Source organism: Bacillus sp. M6-12, assembly GCF_002860285.1.
Lineage (GTDB): Bacteria > Bacillota > Bacilli > Bacillales > DSM-1321 > Peribacillus.
In genome coordinates, this window is record NZ_PGVF01000003.1 from 221868 (window position 1) to 243927 (window position 22060).

General features: G+C 38.6%; 15 protein-coding genes and 6 pseudogenes. 4 read left to right on the forward strand and 17 right to left on the reverse strand.

Features of this window, described 5'->3' with window-relative positions; all coding sequences use genetic code 11:
• Positions 1-252: 252 nt before the first annotated feature.
• The 5 genes and pseudogenes from CVD28_RS06105 to CVD28_RS06125 all read right to left on the reverse strand — a co-directional run bounded on the left by CVD28_RS06105 (position 253) and on the right by CVD28_RS06125 (position 3897).
• Positions 253-522 (reverse strand): hypothetical protein, encoded by a 270-nt coding sequence (locus tag CVD28_RS06105; protein WP_101591480.1) that lies wholly within the window; start codon positions 520-522, stop codon positions 253-255.
• Positions 519-1280 (reverse strand): hypothetical protein, encoded by a 762-nt coding sequence (locus CVD28_RS06110; protein WP_142384730.1) that lies wholly within the window; start codon positions 1278-1280, stop codon positions 519-521. The genes CVD28_RS06105 and CVD28_RS06110 overlap by 4 nt, the downstream gene beginning before the upstream one ends.
• A 19-nt stretch (positions 1281-1299) precedes the next feature.
• Complete coding sequence (locus CVD28_RS06115) at positions 1300-1614, reverse strand: hypothetical protein (RefSeq protein ID WP_101591482.1); 315 nt, start codon at positions 1612-1614, stop codon at positions 1300-1302.
• Between the two features lie 177 nt (positions 1615-1791).
• A pseudogene (locus CVD28_RS06120) lies at positions 1792-2364 on the reverse strand (spore germination protein); the annotation flags it as partial.
• Positions 2365-3027: 663 nt separating this feature from the next.
• Entirely contained in the window at positions 3028-3897 is an 870-nt protein-coding gene (locus CVD28_RS06125; protein WP_101591484.1) for a LysR family transcriptional regulator, read from the reverse strand.
• Positions 3898-4019: 122 nt separating this feature from the next.
• On the opposite strand from CVD28_RS06125, the gene CVD28_RS06130 reads away from it, so the two are divergent.
• On the forward strand, positions 4020-5282 hold the full coding sequence (locus CVD28_RS06130; protein ID WP_101591485.1) for a benzoate/H(+) symporter BenE family transporter: 1263 nt from the start codon (positions 4020-4022) through the stop codon (positions 5280-5282).
• A 185-nt stretch (positions 5283-5467) separates the two neighbouring features.
• Here the strand turns inward: CVD28_RS06130 and CVD28_RS06135 are convergent, their stop codons facing one another.
• Together CVD28_RS06135 and CVD28_RS06140 are read right to left on the reverse strand one after the other, a co-directional pair.
• The gene (locus tag CVD28_RS06135) at positions 5468-5926 is read right to left on the reverse strand and encodes a hypothetical protein (protein WP_142384732.1); all 459 of its coding nucleotides are present in this window, start codon (positions 5924-5926) and stop codon (positions 5468-5470) included.
• Between the two features lie 179 nt (positions 5927-6105).
• Positions 6106-7707, reverse strand: coding sequence for a PTS sugar transporter (locus tag CVD28_RS06140; RefSeq protein WP_257985773.1), 1602 nt, complete (start codon positions 7705-7707; stop codon positions 6106-6108).
• Positions 7708-8912: 1205 nt separating this feature from the next.
• On the opposite strand from CVD28_RS06140, the pseudogene CVD28_RS06145 reads away from it, so the two are divergent.
• A pseudogene (locus tag CVD28_RS06145) lies at positions 8913-9023 on the forward strand (MerR family DNA-binding transcriptional regulator); the annotation flags it as partial.
• Positions 9024-9808: 785 nt separating this feature from the next.
• Entirely contained in the window at positions 9809-10255 is a 447-nt protein-coding gene (locus tag CVD28_RS06150) for a YfmQ family protein (RefSeq protein WP_101591488.1), read from the forward strand.
• A gap of 502 nt (positions 10256-10757) precedes the next feature.
• Here the strand turns inward: CVD28_RS06150 and CVD28_RS06160 are convergent.
• The 6 genes and pseudogenes from CVD28_RS06160 to CVD28_RS06185 form a co-directional block, all read right to left on the reverse strand.
• Positions 10758-11131: pseudogene (locus tag CVD28_RS06160) on the reverse strand (VOC family protein); the annotation flags it as partial.
• 25 nt (positions 11132-11156) lie between these two features.
• Positions 11157-11765, reverse strand: a complete 609-nt coding sequence (locus tag CVD28_RS06165) for a flavin reductase family protein (RefSeq protein ID WP_101591489.1) — start codon at positions 11763-11765, stop codon at positions 11157-11159.
• A 146-nt stretch (positions 11766-11911) separates the two neighbouring features.
• Positions 11912-12070: pseudogene (locus CVD28_RS29210) on the reverse strand (HAD family hydrolase); the annotation flags it as partial.
• A gap of 14 nt (positions 12071-12084) precedes the next feature.
• Positions 12085-12519, reverse strand: a pseudogene (locus CVD28_RS06170) (HAD hydrolase-like protein).
• A 221-nt stretch (positions 12520-12740) separates the two neighbouring features.
• Positions 12741-15155: a DEAD/DEAH box helicase family protein gene (locus CVD28_RS06180; protein WP_101591490.1), complete on the reverse strand. Its 2415-nt coding sequence runs from the start codon at positions 15153-15155 to the stop codon at positions 12741-12743.
• Positions 15148-15474: a nucleoside triphosphate pyrophosphohydrolase gene (locus tag CVD28_RS06185; protein WP_101591491.1), complete on the reverse strand. Its 327-nt coding sequence runs from the start codon at positions 15472-15474 to the stop codon at positions 15148-15150. The genes CVD28_RS06180 and CVD28_RS06185 overlap by 8 nt, the downstream gene beginning before the upstream one ends.
• A 260-nt stretch (positions 15475-15734) precedes the next feature.
• Here CVD28_RS06185 and CVD28_RS06190 point away from each other — a divergent pair, with 260 nt between their 5' ends.
• The gene (locus CVD28_RS06190; protein ID WP_101591492.1) at positions 15735-16133 is read left to right on the forward strand and encodes a (deoxy)nucleoside triphosphate pyrophosphohydrolase; all 399 of its coding nucleotides are present in this window, start codon (positions 15735-15737) and stop codon (positions 16131-16133) included.
• A 10-nt stretch (positions 16134-16143) separates the two neighbouring features.
• On the opposite strand, the gene CVD28_RS06195 is transcribed toward CVD28_RS06190, so the two are convergent.
• From CVD28_RS06195 to dnaB, 4 genes and pseudogenes are all read right to left on the reverse strand, one after another.
• Complete coding sequence (locus tag CVD28_RS06195) at positions 16144-18954, reverse strand: DEAD/DEAH box helicase (RefSeq protein WP_101591493.1); 2811 nt, start codon at positions 18952-18954, stop codon at positions 16144-16146.
• 440 nt (positions 18955-19394) lie between these two features.
• Positions 19395-19530: pseudogene (locus tag CVD28_RS06200) on the reverse strand (tRNA-dihydrouridine synthase); the annotation flags it as partial.
• Positions 19531-19964: 434 nt separating this feature from the next.
• On the reverse strand, positions 19965-20198 hold the full coding sequence (locus CVD28_RS06205) for a hypothetical protein (protein ID WP_101591494.1): 234 nt from the start codon (positions 20196-20198) through the stop codon (positions 19965-19967).
• A gap of 565 nt (positions 20199-20763) precedes the next feature.
• Positions 20764-22056 (reverse strand): replicative DNA helicase, encoded by a 1293-nt coding sequence (gene dnaB, locus CVD28_RS06215; RefSeq protein ID WP_101591495.1) that lies wholly within the window; start codon positions 22054-22056, stop codon positions 20764-20766.
• Between the last annotated feature and the right edge of the window lie 4 nt (positions 22057-22060).

Consider the following 22060-nt stretch of genomic DNA (forward strand, 5'->3'; position numbering starts at 1 on the left):
CGGGGACGGTCATCCTGTCTCAAAAATATTCATATTTTAGCTATTCATATGACACCCATACTTACTTATGACTGGTAAAGCTCAAAAGGTTTCCTGCCGCCACTTAAATTATTTGCCTGTGTGGAACCGTTATTGCTCTGTTTCCCGTTTGCTACCTTGGGCTTCCTACAGAATCCGCGTCACCGCAGACACCCTTGCCTTTAGCTAATGGTTCGCATATCCCAACGTCCATAGCGGGCTTTCACCGCCTAGTTAATCAACATGCCTGGCACACCAAAAACGGCATAACCGTGGCATGTCGTCCATTTGTATAAAACTCTTGTATAATTCCGTAAAGCGCCAGCGGTATTTCACTTTCCTGTTGAGGGAAACATGGAAGGGTTTCTTAGGATTATTTGACTTATCTACACCCATAGACACCACAAAGAAGCGCTTATCTATATCCTTAAACGCACAACCCGCTAACATTCCCGCAAGACCAAGGACAACACATAAGATTAATAAGGAATCCTTCTTCTTCATGTTTTCTTCCTCCTCAAGGAAAGTAGAAAAACAACCATAACTAATACCACTTCAACAGGCAGCCGAAAGTTAAACCAGTATTTTGCGTACCCGAAAAACTCCCTTTGGTTCAAGGATTCTTGAAAATAGACACTCAGGAATCCAATAAAAGAAAGAAAGGTTAATGCAAATAAGCGCATGCCAGTCTTTCTATCTTGTATACCAAAGGCACCTTTCATTAGCTCAAGGCCAACATTCCAGGTGACTATTCCAAAAAGCATCGTTAACAGCATGAATACAAACACTAATACAAAACTGGTTCGTTCAATAAACCCGTATTGCATTCTTAATGAATCAACCGTAACCATCCATGGAAAGACAAAATCACCCACGGAATGAATCCCTAAGAACCCAAAAGGTGTAAGATACGTAAAGGCAAGTATTAAAGAACCGAGTACGGGAATTACCCAAAAATAATATAGGATCTCCTTTGCTTGAATATTTCTGTTAATAATCACCAAATTGATATATCCTGTAAATATATAACTGGCTGCTGCAATAGAGCTGTAGTTAGGCATTTGCCAGGTGAATTGTAGAATTCTCTTAATATGTACAGGGTAAAAATAATCACTTGATAGTGACTTGAAGATAATAAAGCCTATAAATGGAAGAGCGGCCAGCATGGTAATTTCAGTTTTATACAAAATAGATTGAGTATTTCGGGTTGCTCCATATATAAGCAAGAGAATAAGAAAACCCGAAATGATTCTTAAATCCATTTCCGGATTCAGATAGAGCTTAATAACATAGCAAAAAGAAGTTACAGCAAGGGTGCCGGCTGCCAGCTGCCAGCCACATTAACGCTAAAAAAAATAAAAAAGGAACTCTGATATATCCCGGCATTACCTCTTTAAATATTTCCGGAAGGCCCTGATATGGAAATCTGCTCATACCCTTTGTAAAAAGATAGGCCAGCAGGGTGCCAAGCGGGATACTTATGAGAATGGATGTAATCGAGCCATTAAAACGGTTTTGTATCAAAACCATGGGAACGTTGAGAATGATATTTAATGCCATATTTAGTAAGATAATGTAATAGAAATAACGTGCCAACTAACCCCGTTCCCCCTTCGGTTCCTCGCTTATTTTCTCTATTCTCTTAGAGGATCCCCAATACATTCTTAAAAGAGGTGTACCAAAGCTTCGTGTGTCAGTGAGGTAACAAATTATTAGGATAATCCCCCCTAATAAACCCATTATTCCGAATAAACTGGCCAGTAAGATTAGTGGTTAGCGTGCGACCCGCACTGCAAAACCCATTGAATTAACGGGAATTGTAAAATTGGCAATGGCTACGAAGGCGGTAATGATAATCATGATCGAACTGACAAGCTGTACCTGCTGAGCAGCCTGGCCAAGTATTAATCCGCCAACTGTTGTCGCAGTCGGTCCAATTGTTTTCGGAAGCCTCAGGCTGGATTCAATTAGCATTTCCACCGCCAAAAGCATAAATAAGACTTCAAAAAAAGAAGGGTAAGGCACGCCAGCACGGCTGCCAGCAATAGTAGCCGCCAGCTGGGATCTTAGAATCTCAGGGTTATAGGAGGTCAGTGCCACATACAAAGCTGGAAGAATGAGAGTAATAATCAGACCCATATATCGAATAAAAATCATTAACCTGCTCACCCAAAAAGTATGAGATGTGTCATCCATAGCAGACATAAAATCAAAAAATACTACCGGAACAATTAATCCAAAAGGCGTCCCATGCAGGAGAATTACTATTTTTCCTTGTGCAAGGTTTAAAGCAATCCGATCTGGTCTTTGTGTGTCCATCATGATCGGAAAGAGATGGTGTCTTTTCTCAGTTAAAAAGCTTTACTGATACAATTTTTTACTCTTTTAGCAGCTGATTTTTTCAAATGACATCTCTCCTTTAGCAAAATAAAAAGAGGATGCCCCAACGTCCTTTTGACGTGAGAACATCCTCTAATAAACTCATAACTATAATATATATTTACATCAACTTTCATTATGCATATCAGCTAATTTTAGGCTACCGGAGTATACGTCCCGATCTGTATCGTATATTAGTGCATAGACCATATAGGATAACCATTTCTTAGGGTTGTCAGCCCGCTATTGGTGAATCAAGGGCCTTATTAGAAAATAACCAAATCATTTCCAAAACTGCATAATCAAAAAGGCTGGCTAAAAGTTTTTTAGTCAGCCTTTTTGATTTATTAGCCTGTCAACATCCTTTCACAGTGCTAGTCAATTTAAAGACTGGATGAAGTAGATTAAGTATTTTTCAATGTTTAGATTTTTATATTCCCTCAAAAACCTGATTTACTTATGATGCGGTTCACCGTCACGAATTTAAATGATGTTATAAAACCATGAATATATTTTATTTTTCATTTAAAGATCTACTTTACAACAGACAGTCAAAACTATACCTGTTTCATTTTATTTGCCATTTTTCAACGTTGAAGTCTATTACTTTTGAGTAAATAATTTTAGTGTCTAAAAAAGTTTTAAAAATTCTTTTGCTGCTTTTGATAAGTAACTATTCTTCCTCCAAATTACTTTAGGTTCAGATATTAAGGTCTGATCCTTTAGCTGAATGACTCTCAATCCTCCCAATGAATGGAGGGATAATAACGAGAGTGGTAAGATCGTTGCACCAAACCCCGATGAAACGAGACCAAGTAACATAATTAAATCCTGACATTCGCACAGTATATTTGGTTCTAAATCTAACCGTTGAAATTCATTGACAATTTGTCCATACGCACCTAAACCATAGTTTGGTCGTAGAAGAATCAATGGCAAATCGATGATTTCCTCTAACCTGCATTGTTCTGATCCACTCCACGTCCATTTTTCAGGTAAAACAAGCACATATGGGTCACTTTCCAATGTCATTTGAGAGATACTTTTTTCTGTTATTGGACTATTTGTTATCGCAATCTCAATCTGGCGTTTAGATAACATTTTTATGAGATGAATCGTTTCACCTTCCCATACTTTGAAAGTAAGACCAGGATTTTTCTCACGAATATCTACCACCTTAGAAAGAATTAAAGATGCACAATAAAGATTGGATCCAACAGATAAAATCCCACTGGCGTCTTTCCTCAATTCTTGAACTTCAACCATTGTTTCATCAAGTTTATTTAAAAGTTCTTTTGCTCGAAGAAGTAATCTTTCCCCCTCCAAGGTTAAATTAAGACTTTTGTTATCTCGATCAAATAAAATGACGCCTAGCTCTTCTTCCATTTGTTTGAGTTGTCTACTCAAAGGGGGTTGAGCAATATTTAATTTCTTTGCAGCGGTCGTAATCTTACCTTCTTCTGCTATAGTGACAAAGTATTTTAACTGTCGAATATCCAATATGAAACCTCCATCATACCCAAAAGATATAGTAAAAAGACAAAACAGATATTTTAAGTATTGATAAATTGAGTATACACTAAGATGTAGTGTAATTCATTAGTTGAAGGAGTGTGACTTTGTTGTTCAAAAAAAATACCATGCAATTTCCAAAGCTTTTATCGGTTGGGAATATATCGAATGGATTTGTGGCCTGGCTTTTTGGTTCAGCAGGACCATTATTAATTGTTTTACAAGCTGCTGCAAAAGGTCATTTGTCTGGCAGCATAACCAGCTCATGGATTTTCGCCATTTATGGAATGGGGGGACTCCTAACGCTCATCGTCTCCTTATATTATGGGCAACCCCTAGGCTATGCCTTTTCAATACCTGGAGCCATTCTTGTCGGCTCAAGCTTAACCCATTATTCTTTCAACCAAGTGGTTGGTGGCTATATTTTAACCGGGATCCTTATTTTTCTTTTAGGTTTATCTGGCATTGTTACAAAAATGATGAAGGTTTTGCCTATGCCAGTTATGATGGGGATGGTGTCAGGCGTCTTACTCCCTTTCGGAACTGAAATGATCGGCTCGGTTGTAAAAAATCCTTTACTCAACGGAATCCCGTTACTTGTCTTTCTTGCTCTTTCTTTTTTCTTACGATTTTCAAAAAAGTTTCCCCCTATATTAGGGGCGATCATTGCAGCAATTCTTTGTCTTAAATTTTTGCCGAACGTTTCTGTACAGCCTCTCCATATAACAATGGGCATTCCCCATTTTATCGTCCCATCATTTAGTTTTTCCGTTGTAGGGGAACTTGTCATTCCATTACTCTTAACAGTTATTGCTATTCAAAATGCCCAAGGGATTGCTATTTTAGAAACCCATGGCTATCGTCCACCGATTAATGCCATGACCAATTGGAGCGGAATCGGGACCATTATAAATGCTTTTTTTGGGGGCCACCCAGCCTGTATTGCAGGTCCCATGACGGGCTTACTTGTTAACAAAGAATCAGGCAAACTTGAACATAGGTATGTCGCTGCTATTGTATTAGGAGTATTATCCTGTCTATTAGCTCTATTCTCTCCAATAGCTTCGCAAATTCCACATGTCATTCCTGCCTCATTAATTCAATTACTAGGTGGGGTCGCCATGATTAGTGTACTGGTTGACTCTTTGAAAATGAGTTTCTCTGGTCCATTCAAATCAGGAGCCCTCTTTTCCTTTATAATCACTATCTCTGGGATCTCTATTCTCCATATCGGAGCGCCATTCTGGGGTCTGGTTGGGGGTACCTTAGCCACCGTGTTCTTGGATAAACAAGATTTTTATAAATCCGAATCAAGTGACCAAAACAATGAACCTAACTTGAGTGAAGCTCTTTTCAAGGACAAAATTTCCTAACACCGTTTCTTTAGACCTCGGATACATCTCATGACAAAATAAATGACACCTAGACATAGTGCAGTCTAGGTGTCATTTATTTCTTTGTATAGAATAAAAACCTCATTTACTTATGATACGGTTCACCGTAACCTATCAAAATGCAAAAAAATAAAAAGAGGGATTATCCCCCTTCATTCACTACTTTACATTTCTGCTATCTTTATAGTCTGTATTTCTTTTCGAACAATGCTTATTGACGTAATACTGCCCCTGGACCGTTTTTCTATTTCATTAGGCATCTTTTGAATCTTCTCTTTAGAAGCATCTAAATCTTTTTCTAAAGTTTCTTTTATATCTGATCCATCAGAATTTCCTTCATTTTCCTTCCAAAACTGAAGTGTATTTACTGTCTTTTTTCCTGCTTCCTGTAATGAATTAAAAAGGGATTCAGCTTTATTTACTGTAATTAAAACACCTGAAGATAGATCTAGAACTTTAGTATTACTTAACTTTTCAATCTGATAAATCAAGTTTGAATTTAACACTTCTTCAATTTCAAATAATTTTTCAGTGCTTTTTTCTTTTTGATATTCTTCGAATAATGAACTTAACTTTTGATGAGAATCATTCATCTCTTGTTGAATAACTGTTAAGTAATCCAAACTCACTAACATCCTGTCAATTTCAGCCAGTTGAAGCTGTGCAGATGTTAATTTGGTACTTATGTTACCTGCTCCAGGAATGTCAACAAGATTGTTCACCCCTTTAAAGACGGTAATTCCTTTCTATCTTTATGTAGAGTGGAGTAGACAATGAAGCTACAAGGCTAGTTATACTTTGTCTAATAGGATTCCAATTTAAGGGGGCTATTGTGTGTTGCTTCATCCCTTTTCTTTTTGTTAGTGGCTCTCTTGTTAGCAATCAAAGTAATAATTAGGGCAGATAGCAACGGAACCGCCATGGCAATGATAAATCCAATGGGGTTATTCGACATAAAAGGTGCCGTAAAAGATGGAACATAAGCTGTACCGCGTACATCAAAGAAACCGACCATGGCACCTCCAAGACCCGCCGATAATACTGCGCCTATAAATACTGCCTTATTTGAGAACATAAAAGGGTAAGCAGCTTCCACAAAGGTACCGAAGCCCATATTGATCATAAATCCTGGCGTTGCAACTGCGGCTTCACCTTTATCCCTTGGAGAAAGAATATTTGCAAGCGTTATTCCAGCTGATACCATGACCAAACCGACCATATCCACGGCTCCTAAAAAGCTGTTTCCTGTTTTCTCCATCTCAAGAAGCACAATTGGAAGGATTGCTGCGTGGTAGACACCACCCAAGATTGCTGGCCAGATAAGCAATCCTGCAACCGTGCCTGCAAGGACGGGATTAAATGACACTGCCAATTCAATTATTTCCTTAATCAAGTTACCCGCCTTCAACGCCACCGGTCCGATAAAGTAGAAAACAATCAAACCTGAAATTAAACCGGATATCCCGCCTGCCACAATATTGACAGTTGTCATCGGAAAGCGCCATTGTATACATTTTCCGAATAGATAATGAACCAAAATACCCGCTCCAATTCCTCCAATGATCCCGCCAATGATACCGCCATTCACAGACAGAACTCCTGCGATAACACCTGACAGGATAGATACTTCATCTAATTCAGATACTTGCTTAGCCGCAATAACAGCCATCATCACTGGCAGAGCTTTCAGCAAGAGGTCTGTAACTTCACCAAGCCCTTCTAACGCCGGGATTTTGCTTAAAGCCAATACCAAGGCCATCGCAATAAAACCTGGCAAAGATGAAATCATGATTCCTCTAATATTAATATTTTTAAACACATTGCCGCTTGCAATTTCTTCCTTATGGCCTGATCCTCCGATTTGAGGGTTGTACTTAATATCCCAGTGCTTACAAAGGCATGATATAAACGAAACCGCTCTGGTTCTGTTGGTAGTACCGGTGGTACCAGATGACGCTATCACATTGCCTCCTTTAGATGTAATCATAGCCATTGAAGTTCCGCCAGTACCAACTATGGGTATGTTTGTTTCAATAGCTGCCTTAATGGTATGTAGATTAGTCCCTTCCGGATCCACACTCATTGCGATGATTCCATCCACTTCATTATTCCTGATCCGGTCTGCCAAATATGAATCTACTTTGGAGGCTTCAATATTAGCATCCTTAAGATTGCCATTGAAAATCTCAACGGGCTGATGTTTTTCCAAACGATAAATTGAGGCCCTGGTGTGATCATTTGCTGTGTCCATTGATTCACCTGCTGTCACGAAAAGCAAATCTTCCGCTTCCAATTCGGCAGCCTTAATTTGAATTAAAATTTCGTCTAACAGCTTCCTTGGACTTGCACCGCCTAAATTAAATAAGTTGCCTCCACTACTGCCAATGATTAATATTTTTTTCAATATAATCCCTCTTTTTTCATCTTAATATCTATCCGCTTCTCTCTATGAACTTTATTATACTTTATATGAATAAAGTGGTAAAGGAGTAAAGAAATGACACAACATTATAATCTGTCCTTGCATTTTATAAATTCTCATTCTGTCTCAATATCTAAGATTTCTATTTTATACTGAGACTAATCCTATATGTTTCAAAAACTGCCGAGAATTTAAACTTTAAAAACGACAAATTATATACGCTCAATCTATTTTAATGTCCCCTTCTGACGAGTAACACAATTCTCTACACCATTAAGACATAAAACTCTTTACTGCCTTTTAATCTCCGGGGAATATAGATATTTTATGTCATTTTCCATAATAGTATTGAATTTGTGGTAAAAAACCAGAAAGTATAGAAAATCGTTGTCATTATTATATGACACGATTTTCTATACTTTCTTCTTTGAATCGTTTATATGATAATTTTTGTAATGTATGTATAACTAGTTACCTTCCGATTTATATAGTATTATTAACGTAATACGCGCTATGTTGTTAAAGATATTATTCGTAAAATGGATATTTTACGCATAGTTGAAAAGTAAAGTAATATAGTTATCTCTTAGATTTCCTACCCCTTCTGTCGAGTGACAACCCAGTCGTGACATTTGTGCCGGAGACAACTTTATCGTGACATGAACCATCTATTCGTGACAATAATAAAAGCATGGCTTAATGTTAGCCAGACTTAATTATGATTAAAAACTGAAGTTATTCAACAAAAGCACCCGTTAGCCATCCATGAATCACACAAATCAGCGATTCACCACAGAGAATGAAAATAGGCTGTGAGATTATACTGTTTAATGCTGGAGAAGAAGGTCTTTGAACTATGGTTCCTTAGAGCCCATCCGTTAGTCTGACTCCAACGACCACGGTGTAACACCGACTGTCGCACCCTTGATGGGTAGCACTCATGGGAGATTAATCCTAATTCTGGTTGTTGCTCCAGCTGCACTTATTTTACTCCAACGAGAAGGGTCTGAATTCAAGCCATGTACCACCAATTTTATATCTAAAATTTTATGAGGCCCAGCCTCTTTTTAAAAACTGGTTTTTCTGAGTTTATTTTCGTATGCCCTTTTTCAGTTTTTATTTTCATGGGAGTTTAAGTTCACCTTTTCACATTTTTGTTTTTTAGTGAGGAATTTGGAGGTCTCCCGATGAAATATTGTTCAATTAGCGAAGCTGCAGCAAAATTCCATATTACAGAATCAACGTTACGTTATTATGAAAAAAAGGGACTGCTGCCACTAATTGAGCGGGATGAGGCAGTATTAACGATTTAACTGTTGTGGTTCACATTATAATCTCAATTTAAAGAAATGCTGTTTTCCTTTGATTTACCTTTTGTGACGAAATGTCTGAATTCATTAACTGGTACAGAATTTAAAATTTTTTAGTTTTTTTGTTGACTTAAACCACGGTTTAAGTTGTATCTTAATCCTGTCGACAAGGAAAGATAGTTTCGTTGGACCTTATCGTTAATCTCACGCAAAGAAACACCCATTAAGCTCCCTTTAGTCATTGATGCAGCGCATGCGCCAAGAATTTGTTGAAATATCTTCAGAGAATTCAACGTTTATTTCACGAATAAAAGATCGATTATTTTCCAAAAAGTTCTCAGGTAATTGTCTTTTCTTTTATGTATAATGAAAACTGTATTTATATTTACAACATGTGAAGGACGTATGGGACAAGAAGTTATAAGCTGAATATTACAGCTTTTTAGCAGTATTATTCTTACTTATTCTATCTGGATGTAATACGAAGCAGGTAAGTAGCGAGAAACCTAAAAAAAAGGGACTAGGGAAACCATCAACCACAAACAAGAAGTAATAGGATCGACGCATGAACACTTGTCACATAAATAGCGGGTAGCTGGAAAGCCCTAGAATATGGACGGAAATGCTTTAAAGCAGATGCACCTCCTGCTAATGATTCTGCGGAGTCAAACTGATGAACAAGTGCGGATCAGGGCCCGATAATTCCATATTTATCATGAATATCTATTAGTAAGTTAGTAACCAGATATTATTACTTAAGGAGTTGATATATTATGACATGGGCTATTGCAATTGCGATTATTGGAATTATTATTAAACTTTTAACGGCTCTTCCAAGTGTAGGTGTGGAATGGCTTGAAAGTAAATTTGCACTTCATCCTAAACTTAATCCAATTGATGTTACTGTAACGTTTAAGGGAAAGAGCTTAGAAGAAGAAGACAAACTAAGATTTATTGCCTATTTTAATGAAGCTTCATTTTTACAAAAATATTTTATGATTAAAGGTAATGAAAAATTTTTTCTAGAACCTGAGACTAATGTTATTCCATTTGTTATCAACCTAAAAAAAGGAAAAAAAGATGTAAATTTCTTTGTTTATAGTTATGATGACCACGTTGATGTAGTAAAGCAGTACAAGAAGAATGTTAATGCTTATAGTCTTAGTTCTGATTGTTTACAAAAATTCACTGTATCAACAAGGGATTTAGTATCAATGTAATAAAAGAACTGGCTTGATGATGTGAGAAAGGCTACTCTAATTTGGTCGGTAGTCTTCATTCCGCATTTGTGTGAAGGGATGTTTATTATACTAAATTGAGGGACACTTATTCTTATATATTTAGATGTAGGAGATGAAAGAAGGCTTTAAACGAAAAGGCAGCACTTTAAAAGGTTTTAATTGAAGTCGATGAAAATAGGAATATAGAACCCAGCAAAGAGGCATTTTCCTCCTACATTATGTATTAGTTTACATCACACTATCAAAAACGCCGCATCTCTCAGTTGATCGGCGATTGCTTCAATTCCCTTCGTTCGGCCCAAAACATGGTGTAACAACAAAACTTCTGCCATCGTTTTTCCCTCCAATTTAATGAATTTCATATATCTAAGTTTCGACAAGAAAGCCTGTTTCACCTGCCAGAACTTTACCATTTGGAAATGTCTACCTAATAAAACCTATCCCCCTTGTTTATTCACTAATCCTGCCCCGTTAGTTTAAACAATTCAAGGCCATCAGGGTCTTGAAACTGTACATAGGTTTCGCCAAAGCGTTGTAAGGATTTGAACTCCACTCCAAACTTTGCAAGACGTCTTTCCCAGAAAGGGCGGGAGCCAGGAGGAACCATATAACTTGTCACTCCTACCTGACCCCTGCCAATCCGGCCCTTTAGTTGTTTCGCCCATGGGAAGAACGTGATGACACTGCCAGGGTGTCCGGTGCCATTCCCAAAATAAAGATGGTATACTTCCGGACGGTCGAATTGATGGTTTTTTTTACCAACCGTTACCCCAGTACCCCTGCATAAAAGTCAATGTTTCTCTTTGCGTCATTCACCATCGAGGTAATATGATGGATGCCTGCTGTTTTCTGCATGTCTATCTCCCCTTTCCTGGACTAGTTATTTTGGTCGTTCGATGGCAAAAATGTCGCCTATTTTTGCATAATTCTGTCCTGCAAGCCTGCTTACGGCAGCTATTCCGTTCGGATCGATCCTTCCGTTTTCATATATGTCATCATCAATGTGGAAGTGGACAACCTTCCCTATCAACAGATCGCAGCCAGGTGAATCTGTGCCTCCCAGTTGAATGGCATGTTCCAGTGTACATTCCATCCGGATTTTCGCTTCTTTTACACCTGGGACGGAAACCTTTACGCTTTCTACCGGCGTCAAGTTTGCCTGTTCGACTTCACTTTGGTCCGGAGGCAGGGAAGCAGCTGTCTCATTTATTTTCTCGACATTCTGTTCATCGACGATATGGACGACAAATTCCTTTGTATCCAGGATGTTCTTCGCCGTATCCTTCATTGTTCCATTTTTCCGTTGGACCGATAAAGAAATCATCGGCGGATTGGACGAAACGATATTAAAATAACTAAAGGGGGCACCGTTCAGAACTCCTTCTTCAGAAAGCGATGTGACGAAAGCAATGGGCCTGGGTATGATGCTTCCTATCAGGAACTTATAATTTTCTCGTTCTGTATTGGTAGAAGGGTCAATGGAAAGCACAGACATCATTCCTTTTTTAGTTAGTCTAATTCCCTTACTTCAATCGGAATTAAAGTTCGTTCTAGACGCTCTCTGTATTGTTCAAAGGCGACTAATCCTTTCTGGATTGACGCACCCGTTACTTGAACTAATTTGTTTATATACTATTACTGTTGTTTACACTTGAAATTTTTAAGTGCTTGTATGAGTTCATTTATGTTATTTAACATTTGATCTGGTTGAACACCAAACTCTAATGTCTGATAATTTGGCAACCACTGTACTACGATAGTATGTACATTAGCTTGTTTACCAGCCAAAATGTCAGCGTCACTATCTCCTAAAAAATAGCACCGGTGTTTTTTATGTTAAGCTGTGCCAATGCCTTGTTCAATCCTTCTGGATGAGGTTTTGGTATAGAAACATCATCACCAGTGATTATCACATCAAATAAGTTATTCATACTAAGGCAATCTAAAGAGATAAGCAAACTTTTGCTAGCTTTTCCTGTTACAATCCCCAATTTATAACCTTCTCTTTTTAAAAACAGGAGTAAATCGTTAATCTCCTCATTCTCAAGAACAAGTTCTTGCTGTGTTTTTCACTATACTTCTCATAATATAATTCAATTGCTTTGTCATGATTTGAATCCATAAGTTTCTCTGATGATTCCAGTCTCAGATGGACCGAACATAGCCTTTATCTCATCTGGAGTAACCTCTTTGTTGTCAAAGTCCTTAAATACAGCTTGAAATGCATAAAAACAAACTGGCAAAGTATCAGCAAGAGTACCATCAAAATCAAAAATTACGGCTTTAATAGTAACACGACCTTTTCACTTTATTAAACCACAAATTACAATTAAAGGAGGAAATGCTAATATTCAATATTGATATATAGAGACTTCTCAACTTCTGGAAGGAATGTGTAGATACTCTTACCAAGTAATGTTTCTAATAGTTCCTGACCAAATCACTCTATTTATAAAATTTTTTCTCACTTAGCCTTCCGCTCAAAATGATAATGGAGCCTATACTCACATATCTCCCTTGTCCAGTCATACAAAATTTCCTCATCTTCCGGCATTACATCAAAATTCAATTCAAAGATCCCATTTTCAAATGTAACAAGGCCATTTGAACTGCCGCCCCATTTGCTCATCGGCATTTTTGAAATAAGTGAACTTACACCGTTTTCATCATAAGCCCATAACCTTCTTGACGTCTTGTCTGAGAAATCAATCCGCTTTCGAAACTCTTCTTCTGTTAAGTATTCGTGAAAAAACGGTGCCGCCTCAATTGGCGTTATCGGTTTATTCCAATCAGAGACTCCTCGGTTCAGCATCGCAAGCAAAACTACCATTTTATAGCTCTTTGCCATTCCGGTCTTTTCTACTTCCTCTAACCAGGCTCGATAACGATCAAAAACTTCCTGCTCTCTTTCTGAAAGCTCCCCCGCCCATTTAAGGAATCCCGTGTACGATTTAAATTCCTGGCGATATTGAATCGATTCCGACCGGCCTTTTAAGTGAAGCTCCAGATAGGATGGCCTTCTTCCCAGCTCCTGCTTTAGGAACAAATAATCACTCAGCAGTTTGTCTTTTCGGGGGTGCTTCTTTCTGGCCATTTCCTGCAGCAAATCTATAACCCGCAGTTCCAAATCAATTTCACAAGATGCTGGAACTGACGGCTCGATCTTTTTTGATCCGGAGGCATCTCGCATTGTATCAAACAGACTCAGCTTGATATCTGCATTCCGATAGTTCCCTATCAAGTCGATAATGGTGCAGTATTCTTTTTCGGGATAAAGCCTCAAACCACGCCCCACTTGCTGGGTAAAAACAGCCAGCGATTCTGTGGGTCGAACGAAAAGAAGCGTGTCGACGGGAGGTATATCAACACCCTCGTTAAAAAGATCCACTGTAAAAATAACATCAAGCTCACCTATTTCAAGCTGCTTGATCGCCTCGCTCCTGCTCACACCAACCTGCTTGGAATGCAGGCTGACCGTTTTATACCCATGCTCATTAAAGTAATCTGATAAGAAGATAGCTTGCCTGATCGACGAGCAGAAACCGATTGTGCGGGTTTGTTTTTTCTCTTTCCATGCCTGCAATATCCGTTCTGCCAAATCCTCGCGTAATTGCGCCTCCAGCAGTTCTGCTTCATCATATCTATTCCCCAGCCAGGTAATCTGGCTGTAGTCAGTCTCATCATAAACACCGTAGTACTTAAAAGGCGCCAGCCATTCTCTGCTGATAGCTTCCAGAAAATCCATCCTATAAGCTACATTTCCATCACAGATTGCATAAACATCCTTATTATCATTTCGGTCAGGTGTAGCCGTAATTCCCAATAAAAAAGCAGGATTAAAGTAATCGAGAACACGTTTATAAGAGTCTGCTGCTGCATGGTGGAATTCATCCACAATTATTAAATCGAAATCTGCAGGATCAAAAGAGTGCAGATGTCTTTGAGAGCTAAGGGTATATATGGATGCGAAAATAGTGTCCGCTTTTTCTTCCTTTACTTTCCCATTATATACACCGTAAGTTTTCTCGGCCATAATCATTTGAAAAGAACGCCTTGCCTGGTACAATATTTCTTCCCGATGGGCAATAAATAGTACTCGCTTGAACTTCTGTGCAAAGAAACCCGCTAAGTACGTTTTGCCAAGACCAGTTGCCATTACCACTAACGCTTTGCTGTAACCCTCTTCCAGTGTCTTATTCATTTCTTCCAATGCTTCCGGCTGGGCAAAACGAGGCTGGATAGATCCATACGGAAGCTTAAATTCCATTACTACACCTACTGAAGAATTGCTTTCCTCCTCAGAAGGCAGCATTAAATTTAGTTCTTCTGTTTCGGTCCAATTATGAACCAAGCCGGGGTTCTTCCTTTGACTCTCTTCATACCTGGCTTTGTATTCTTTAAGAGTTTCTTTATTTAAAGGAATAGTTTGAGAAGAATAAAAAGTCTCTAAGAAAAGTTGAAAACCCTCTTGAAAGACATCTTTCTCGTCACTTATACGGATATTCCATTCTACTCCATTACCCAATGCGGATCTTGATAGATTAGAAGAACCTACAAACAAACACTCGTGATCTTCCGATTCAAAGAGATAAGCCTTCGGGTGGAAGGATACTCCATTGCTCCTCCAAATCCTCACCTCTATCCGGCTGTCAATCTCTAAAAGCAATTCCAGCGCTTCAGGCTGGGTAACAAACAAATAATCTCCGGTACAAATCTTTATCTCAGCTCCACGATCGGCCGCTGCCTTTAAGGAACTCTTTAAATAATCAACACCAGACTTCATAACAAATGATATAAGAATGCAAATTGATGAAGCCGACTCAATCTGCTTTTTAATATGCTGGCCAAGCTGGTGTGTGACTAAGTGAATATTACTCATCTTCAACCTCTATTAAAAAAATCTTTTCTTTAAATCCGCCGCGTTCTGCTGCTTTCCTGCTGCGTACTTGTTCAACCTCTTGGATGGAAGAACCATGATATTCAGCAAATGCATGGATGATCTCCAGTAAATCTGCCAGTTCTTCAATTGCTTCATCCTTATTTGTAGTAGCCATATATTCCTCTAGTTCTTCATAACTCTTCTTTTTCAATTCTGATATGTATTCTTTCTCATCTAAGATTCTAGTAGTGAACCGCTTACCTGTATTTTCAATAACCTTTGGTATTAGATCTCGAACTAATTTGTTGTAAATTGGCATTCGTTTTCCTCCTGGTAAAGATTTTTTTATAGATAGCCGCTAAGAAATGTATAAGCACTTTAGACCGCATCCTCTATTTCTTTCATCTAACAAATGTTTTATATTTTCAATAAATATTCATCTACCGTTTGTAACACCATAAGAATGCTACAAAAAATATTAGCGCAATTAATTCTTAATTTAAAAAAGACTCTAAGACCTACCTTGTTTTTTCATAAATGATATTATAATTAATAGTACTATATTTATCGGAGGACAACATGAAAAAAACAGTAAAAGTTGTGGCAGCAATTATAGAAAATAAGCAAAAGGAAATCCTTTGTGCCTTGCGTTCACCGGAAATGGCGATTCCAAATATGTGGGAATTTCCAGGTGGGAAGGTGGAACCCGATGAGGATCTATATTCAGCTATAACAAGAGAGATAAAAGAAGAACTACATTGCCAAGTCGAACCTACAGAATTACATAACGACATCACTCATGAATATGAATCATTCATCATTAATCTCATATCCATAAAGTGCAGAATCATTCAAGGAACACCCATTCCTACCGAGCATTCTAAATTAATTTGGCTGAAGCGAGAAAATCTCAACTCCCTAGTATGGGCACCTGCAGATGTACCAGCAGTTGAAAAGTTGATAAAAGAAAAAGTATAGTCAGCAGAGACTATACTTTTTTTGTGAATTCGATATATAGGTTGTATGGAAGTTCATGTTCCAATTCCATTTGAACAGTGATTGGTTTGTTACCTTCAAAACTAATGCTGTGTCCTTTTCCGATATAGATAAACGGTTCGTTTTTGCCATCAATGACTTTATATTTCCTGATGAACAAGTGAAGGTTAATATCGCGAGCCTCGTTATAGATAATATTCTGCCCGGTATTCGTGTGCTGGGCCGTTGTGTGAGGAGTTTGCCACTGAAAATGCCGGGTGTCTTTGATCTCATCTTTATACGCGAGCCTTTCCTCAACGTCAGCCTCCTTGTGCAGATCAATATATAAGAAGTAGTCATTCCCGTTGGTAAGCAGACCTGAACCTCGAAAGGAACTATGACTTTTCCGAAAATTCGAAAGCAGGGCTGCGTCTGCCATTTTATACTGCTCATACAGTTTGAAATGAGGCACGCCGTAGTACTCATATTTAAATTCTTTTTCATATCGGAAAATACCGTACATGATAATGTCTTCGATGTACTTTCGGTATTCTTGATGAGAGAGTATCCTCTCGAAGACAGAAGTTTTAATAAGAATACCGTTTTGCAAATCGAACAACTTCACATTCCGACTCAATTCCCCGCTGTCGTAAAAATCTTGGTTTAAGGTTTGGAACGCATGAAGGACACTATCATCATCAACAAACTTAATACACTTCAAAATCTCATTTTTCGCCGATTCTAATGAAATATGATCATGTTCAAGCAAATACTTGATTACAACAAATTCATACACCCGTTTAAGAGGGAGTTTGTTTGAAAGTTCCTTCAGCGCCCTTTCAAAGATATCATCGCTCAATAAGGTTTTCAGCCGTTCCGTTTTCTCTACTTTGGCCACAAATTGTAAATATGTTTTCTCTTTGTCGATAAATTTTACCGGATCAGGCGCCCCATCATACTTTAAATAATCCAATAGGAAGTAAGGAATCCGCCCCTGATTAAGCTTTTTAAATTCAAAGTACTCTTCCTTTAAATACTTCATTGAATTGAAGTTTTCCTGGTCAATTTGCACGAGGATTCGTTCCTGCGAAATCTTGTCCATTTGGATATGGGTACTGCCAGGGATATTAGCAAAACCCGTTGCTACCGCAACCTTCAAGCTTTCCTTGTCATAATAGCGGCTGCCATTAAGAGCTAGGGCAATCAAGAACGTTTTATTATGATTGCCGATAAAATCTAGCACCGTTAAAAAGCTCTTATTGGCATGCTTCCGTAAGCCGCGTCCAAGCTGCTGGATAAAGATAATAGGCGAGTTTGTTGGCCTTAACATGAGAACTGAGTTCACTGAAGGAATGTCGACCCCTTCGTTAAAAATATCAACGGTAAAAATAAACTCCAGTTCATCATAGTCATTTTCCAAACGGTTAATCGCTTTTTCACGAGTATCTGCTGAATCTCCACCATGCAGGCAAATACTCTTGTAGCCCCTGATGTTAAACTCGGCAGCCATAAACTGGGCATGCTCAATGCTCGCGCAAAACCCGAGGCATTTGCGCTTCTCCCCGTCATGACCGTAAAACTCCATCTTCTCAATAATAAAATCGACACGCTCATTTACCTTAAGCCGCTTCGTCACTTCCGCAATGTCATCAAGCGAAACATCACTCAAATCAATTCCGTCAATATCGGTTATGCCAAAGTAATGAAACGGAATGACCAGCTCATCATCAAGCGCTTCATGCAGGCGAACCTCAAGAGCTACATTATTATCAAAAAGATCGAATACATTGTATCCGTCGCTCCGTTCAGGTGTAGCCGTCATTCCAAGCGTGAACTTAGGTTCAAAATAGTTTAAAACTGCTTGATAGGTTGAACTTGTTGCGTGATGGGCTTCGTCGATAATAATATAATCAAATTCATCTCTCTTAAATTCTTGATAGCAATTAGAGATTGTAAGGTTAGTAGTAAATATATAATCAGCGTTCTTCTCTTTGTGATTACCAGTTAATAAACCAAATGTAAACTTATCATTTGGCAGCAGCTTTTCAAAAGTTTCTTTCGCTTTTCTAAGAATCTCTTCCCTATGTACAATAAATAGAAGCCGCTTTGGCCGGAAGCTTTTCACATCAAATGCGGACATATACGTTTTTCCGGTTCCCGTTGCCGCGATTACAAGCGCTTTTTTTTCTCCAAAACCTCTGAGCCTGGCAAGATTATCAGTTGCCCGCCGTTGCATTCGGTTAGGTGTGATGTATTCCGGTTTTTCAAAGATCAGTTGCTGCTTTCGTTGGGTTGATTTAAGAGTTTTTAAGAATTCCTCATATTCAGCAATCAGTTTCTCATCTGCAATCTGAGATCTATCCCAGAGACTATCATATTCCTTTAAGACTTCCTTTATAAAAGAAGTATTACTCTTAGAAATGACCTCCACGTTCCATTCAACATTACTTTTCAGCGCACTCTGGGTAATATTGGATGAACCGATGATAACCTTATAACAATCTTCATACTCAAAAATATAAACCTTCGTATGAAAGCCAATCTCCTTATCCGTCACAAACACCTTTAAATCAACATTTTTGAACTCTGTGATTTTCTCCAATGCTTTCGCATCTGTAAAATTGAGATAAGTTGAGGTAATTATCTTCCCCGTTACCCCTTTTTTCTCCGCCTCACGTAACGGATCTAGCATCAGTTGAAGTCCACTGAAGTTAATGAATGCCACACTGAAATAAAACCGCCGGCATTCATTCATTGAATCTATTAACTCATTCAGCAAATTTCCTCTATCTGAATTTACAATTAACCTTTTTTCAACCTGCATTGATTCTTCCCCTGTCGACAATTCTTTGATGATAAAATCTTACTATATGAATAGATATTAAGGAAGATCAATTGCAAGAAAAAAAGGGTCAGTCCCCCCGGTAACGTAAGGCACCAAGGGACTGATAGGAATCCGTTAGCAAAATGTTAACATGATGTTAGTAGTCACCGATTTGCCAATAAATGGAAGTAAATTATAATAGAAGCGGTACATATTCTATTTGCATCGCTTTTAAACCGCTGTTTTACAATACACATATGCAGAGTTTTGGCTACACAAGGGCGCTGGTGGGCTTATTACAATCTTAAGACATTTTTCTTATAGATACAGACTTTATCAAAACAAAAGTTGCCGGCTACAAAAAAAGTACACATGAGTAGCTGTGATTTACATTTTCTTTAACTTTTTGAGAGTTACATCATTTTGCTGTCCCCGTCCCATCAACAGTCTTTTCCAAATTTATCAAGCAATGCACGCACTTCATCTTTTGATTTCGTTTTCATCAATTGATTTTTTATGCACCAGCTCCACGGAATCCTTTGACATAAATTTGAAAAAGCGATGAAGCCCTTTGATTAAGTTGCAATCCTTCTTGAATCCACGGCCGATTAGCTTTTTACAATACTATCGAAATGGGTATAATACTCAGGATAAAACTAAGTTTCTAAACTCCTCATTATCTTTCCTTTTGCATTGTTTTCTTTCACAAAACCTGATCTTTTTTTGAAGCAGTCAAGATTGATCGTAAACAGCTTTAATTGCACATATTGCTGTAAATTTTTTTACCATCTAAAACAAAAATGTAACTCTAAATTCCCTTATCTAACTTCTGTCTCAAAACAACTGGAGTGCCGCCCAAGGGGTTTGGGCGATAATTACATCATGCCGCCCAAATCAACAAAAAGTATCTTTTATATAAAAAGATAATAAGAGTTCAACTATTTATTTAATAAATCGAGTGTTATTTCCTGTCTCCCACTTGTTTGATAACTGCCTGATTTGGTGATAATCTAACTTTCAAGTATGCCATTAATATTTTCTTGTTCCCCTCCTCGTAAAGGGTATGCGATACCATAGTTAGCTTCAAGAGTTCTTCCACGATCGTCAAACACTAAAAACGAAGATTTTCTTTCGTTTAATGCCTTTAAATCTTGAATCAATCCATTGAATATTTTTGGTTGATTGCAAATTTCTTCTCGAAGTGTTTCCTTTGTTAGAGCGTTAATAAACATAACTTTATACATTATAAGCCCCCCTATCAAGTTAATTTTATGATAGCTTAAAAAAGATGCCCTACTACATGTTGCATGTGAACAAAGATTGAAGGTTCATGAGAATTTCCTTATTTTCTCTAAATTTATTATCCTAAGGATTAGGGACCAAAATGATAAGAATGAAAAGGTGTTACCTTTATGCGATTCTAAGATGTTTGATTTAAAGTTACACTTCTACCTCAGTTCCATCATTTTATTTCGTTACAACAAGGATGACTCCACTGTGCTTAGATAATCCCTTCAGCAACGTCTTCATTTCTTTTCTTTCAATTACCAGAAAGATGAATTTGCTGTGAACCTTTTAATTGCTTTATTTATTAAGAGGGATGATCCTTTTTGATGTAATAATCAAACTAACCAAATTTAAAACCGAATAGGGAAAGGGAATGGTGGACCTCTTATCGTAACTGAGAAGGAAAGTTATGTATTTCAATTAAATCATAGTAAAATATATTCATTTCAAAAACCTGAAATAAGGACAGGACCCAGCTGCTTGGCTTCAATGTTCTAGCGCTGCCTTGTCGTTCACCCTAAATCACACTTCACCAAACCTCCCATACTCCTTCTCAAATCCCAGCTTCACTGTCCCAATCGGGCCATTCCTTTGCTTGGCAACAATGATTTCTGTGATGTCCTTGTGTTCCGTGCCCTTTTGATAGTAATCCTCGCGGTACAGGAAGGCGATTACGTCTGCGTCCTGTTCGATTTGGCCGCTTTCACGCAGGTCAGAGAGAATCGGGCGTTTTTCCTGACGGACTTCCACTCCCCTGCTGAGCTGGGAGAGTGCCAGCACGACCACGTCCAGTTCTTTGGCCATTTGTTTTAGGGAGCGGCTGATTTCGCTGATTTCAGCGTAGCGGTTTGTGCATTGCTTTCCTTCTCCTGATATAAGCTGAAGATAGTCCAGCACAACCAGGATTCTTTTCTTCTCTCCGTATTCCCGCTTCACTTTTCTGACCTTTGCCCAGATATAGCTGACAGTGATTGCTGCCCGGTCGAACATGTGCAGATTTGCCTTTGATATTTTTCCCATTGCTTCGGTGAGCTTGGTCCAGTCCTCCTTGGACAGGTTCTTTTTTGGATTTCTTAATTTCAGGCCATTGATTTTGCCGGTTGCACTGATCGCCCGCTTCATTAATTGCTTCACCGGCATTTCCAGTGAGAAGAAGATTGCAATATCCTCCTTGGCCGCTGTAAGGGCAAGGTTCAATGCAAATGCAGTTTTCCCCATGCCTGGCCTTGCGCCAATGATCACCAAGTCTGACGCCTGAAACCCGCCTGTCAGTTTGTCCAGCTGGGTAAAACCGGACGGGATGCCGCTAAGTTCCCCGATATCGTTTTCACAATCATAATAGAAGTCGATCAGTGAAGCTTGTATTTCCCCGAGGCTGTCTTCTGTGCTTTGGTCTTCGATTTGCATCAGGCGATGGATTCCGTCGCGCAGCGTTTTCCGTATTTCGTTGGTTTTTGCCTCTTCCATAAGAAGAGTGGCTGCCTGGATGGTTTTTCTTTTTTGGTCATATTCCTTAACGATGTCCTGGTAATAATGAAAGTTGGCGGTGGTTGGCACGCTCCCGGCAAGGTCTGTTATGAAGCCAATACCCCCAATGTCTTTAAGATTATTGGGGCCGATTTGTTCGACAACAGAAATCACGTCTATTGGCTTTTCCATATCATGCAGCTGCTTCATCGCTTCCAGAAGCTTGCGCAGCTGCCAGGTGTATAATTGATTAGGCTGGATCGTACATTCCTGGATCAGCCCAACCTCCAGGAAAAGGGACCCAACCAGCGCCTGTTCCGCCTCGACATTGGCAAATTCGAATTGCATCCAA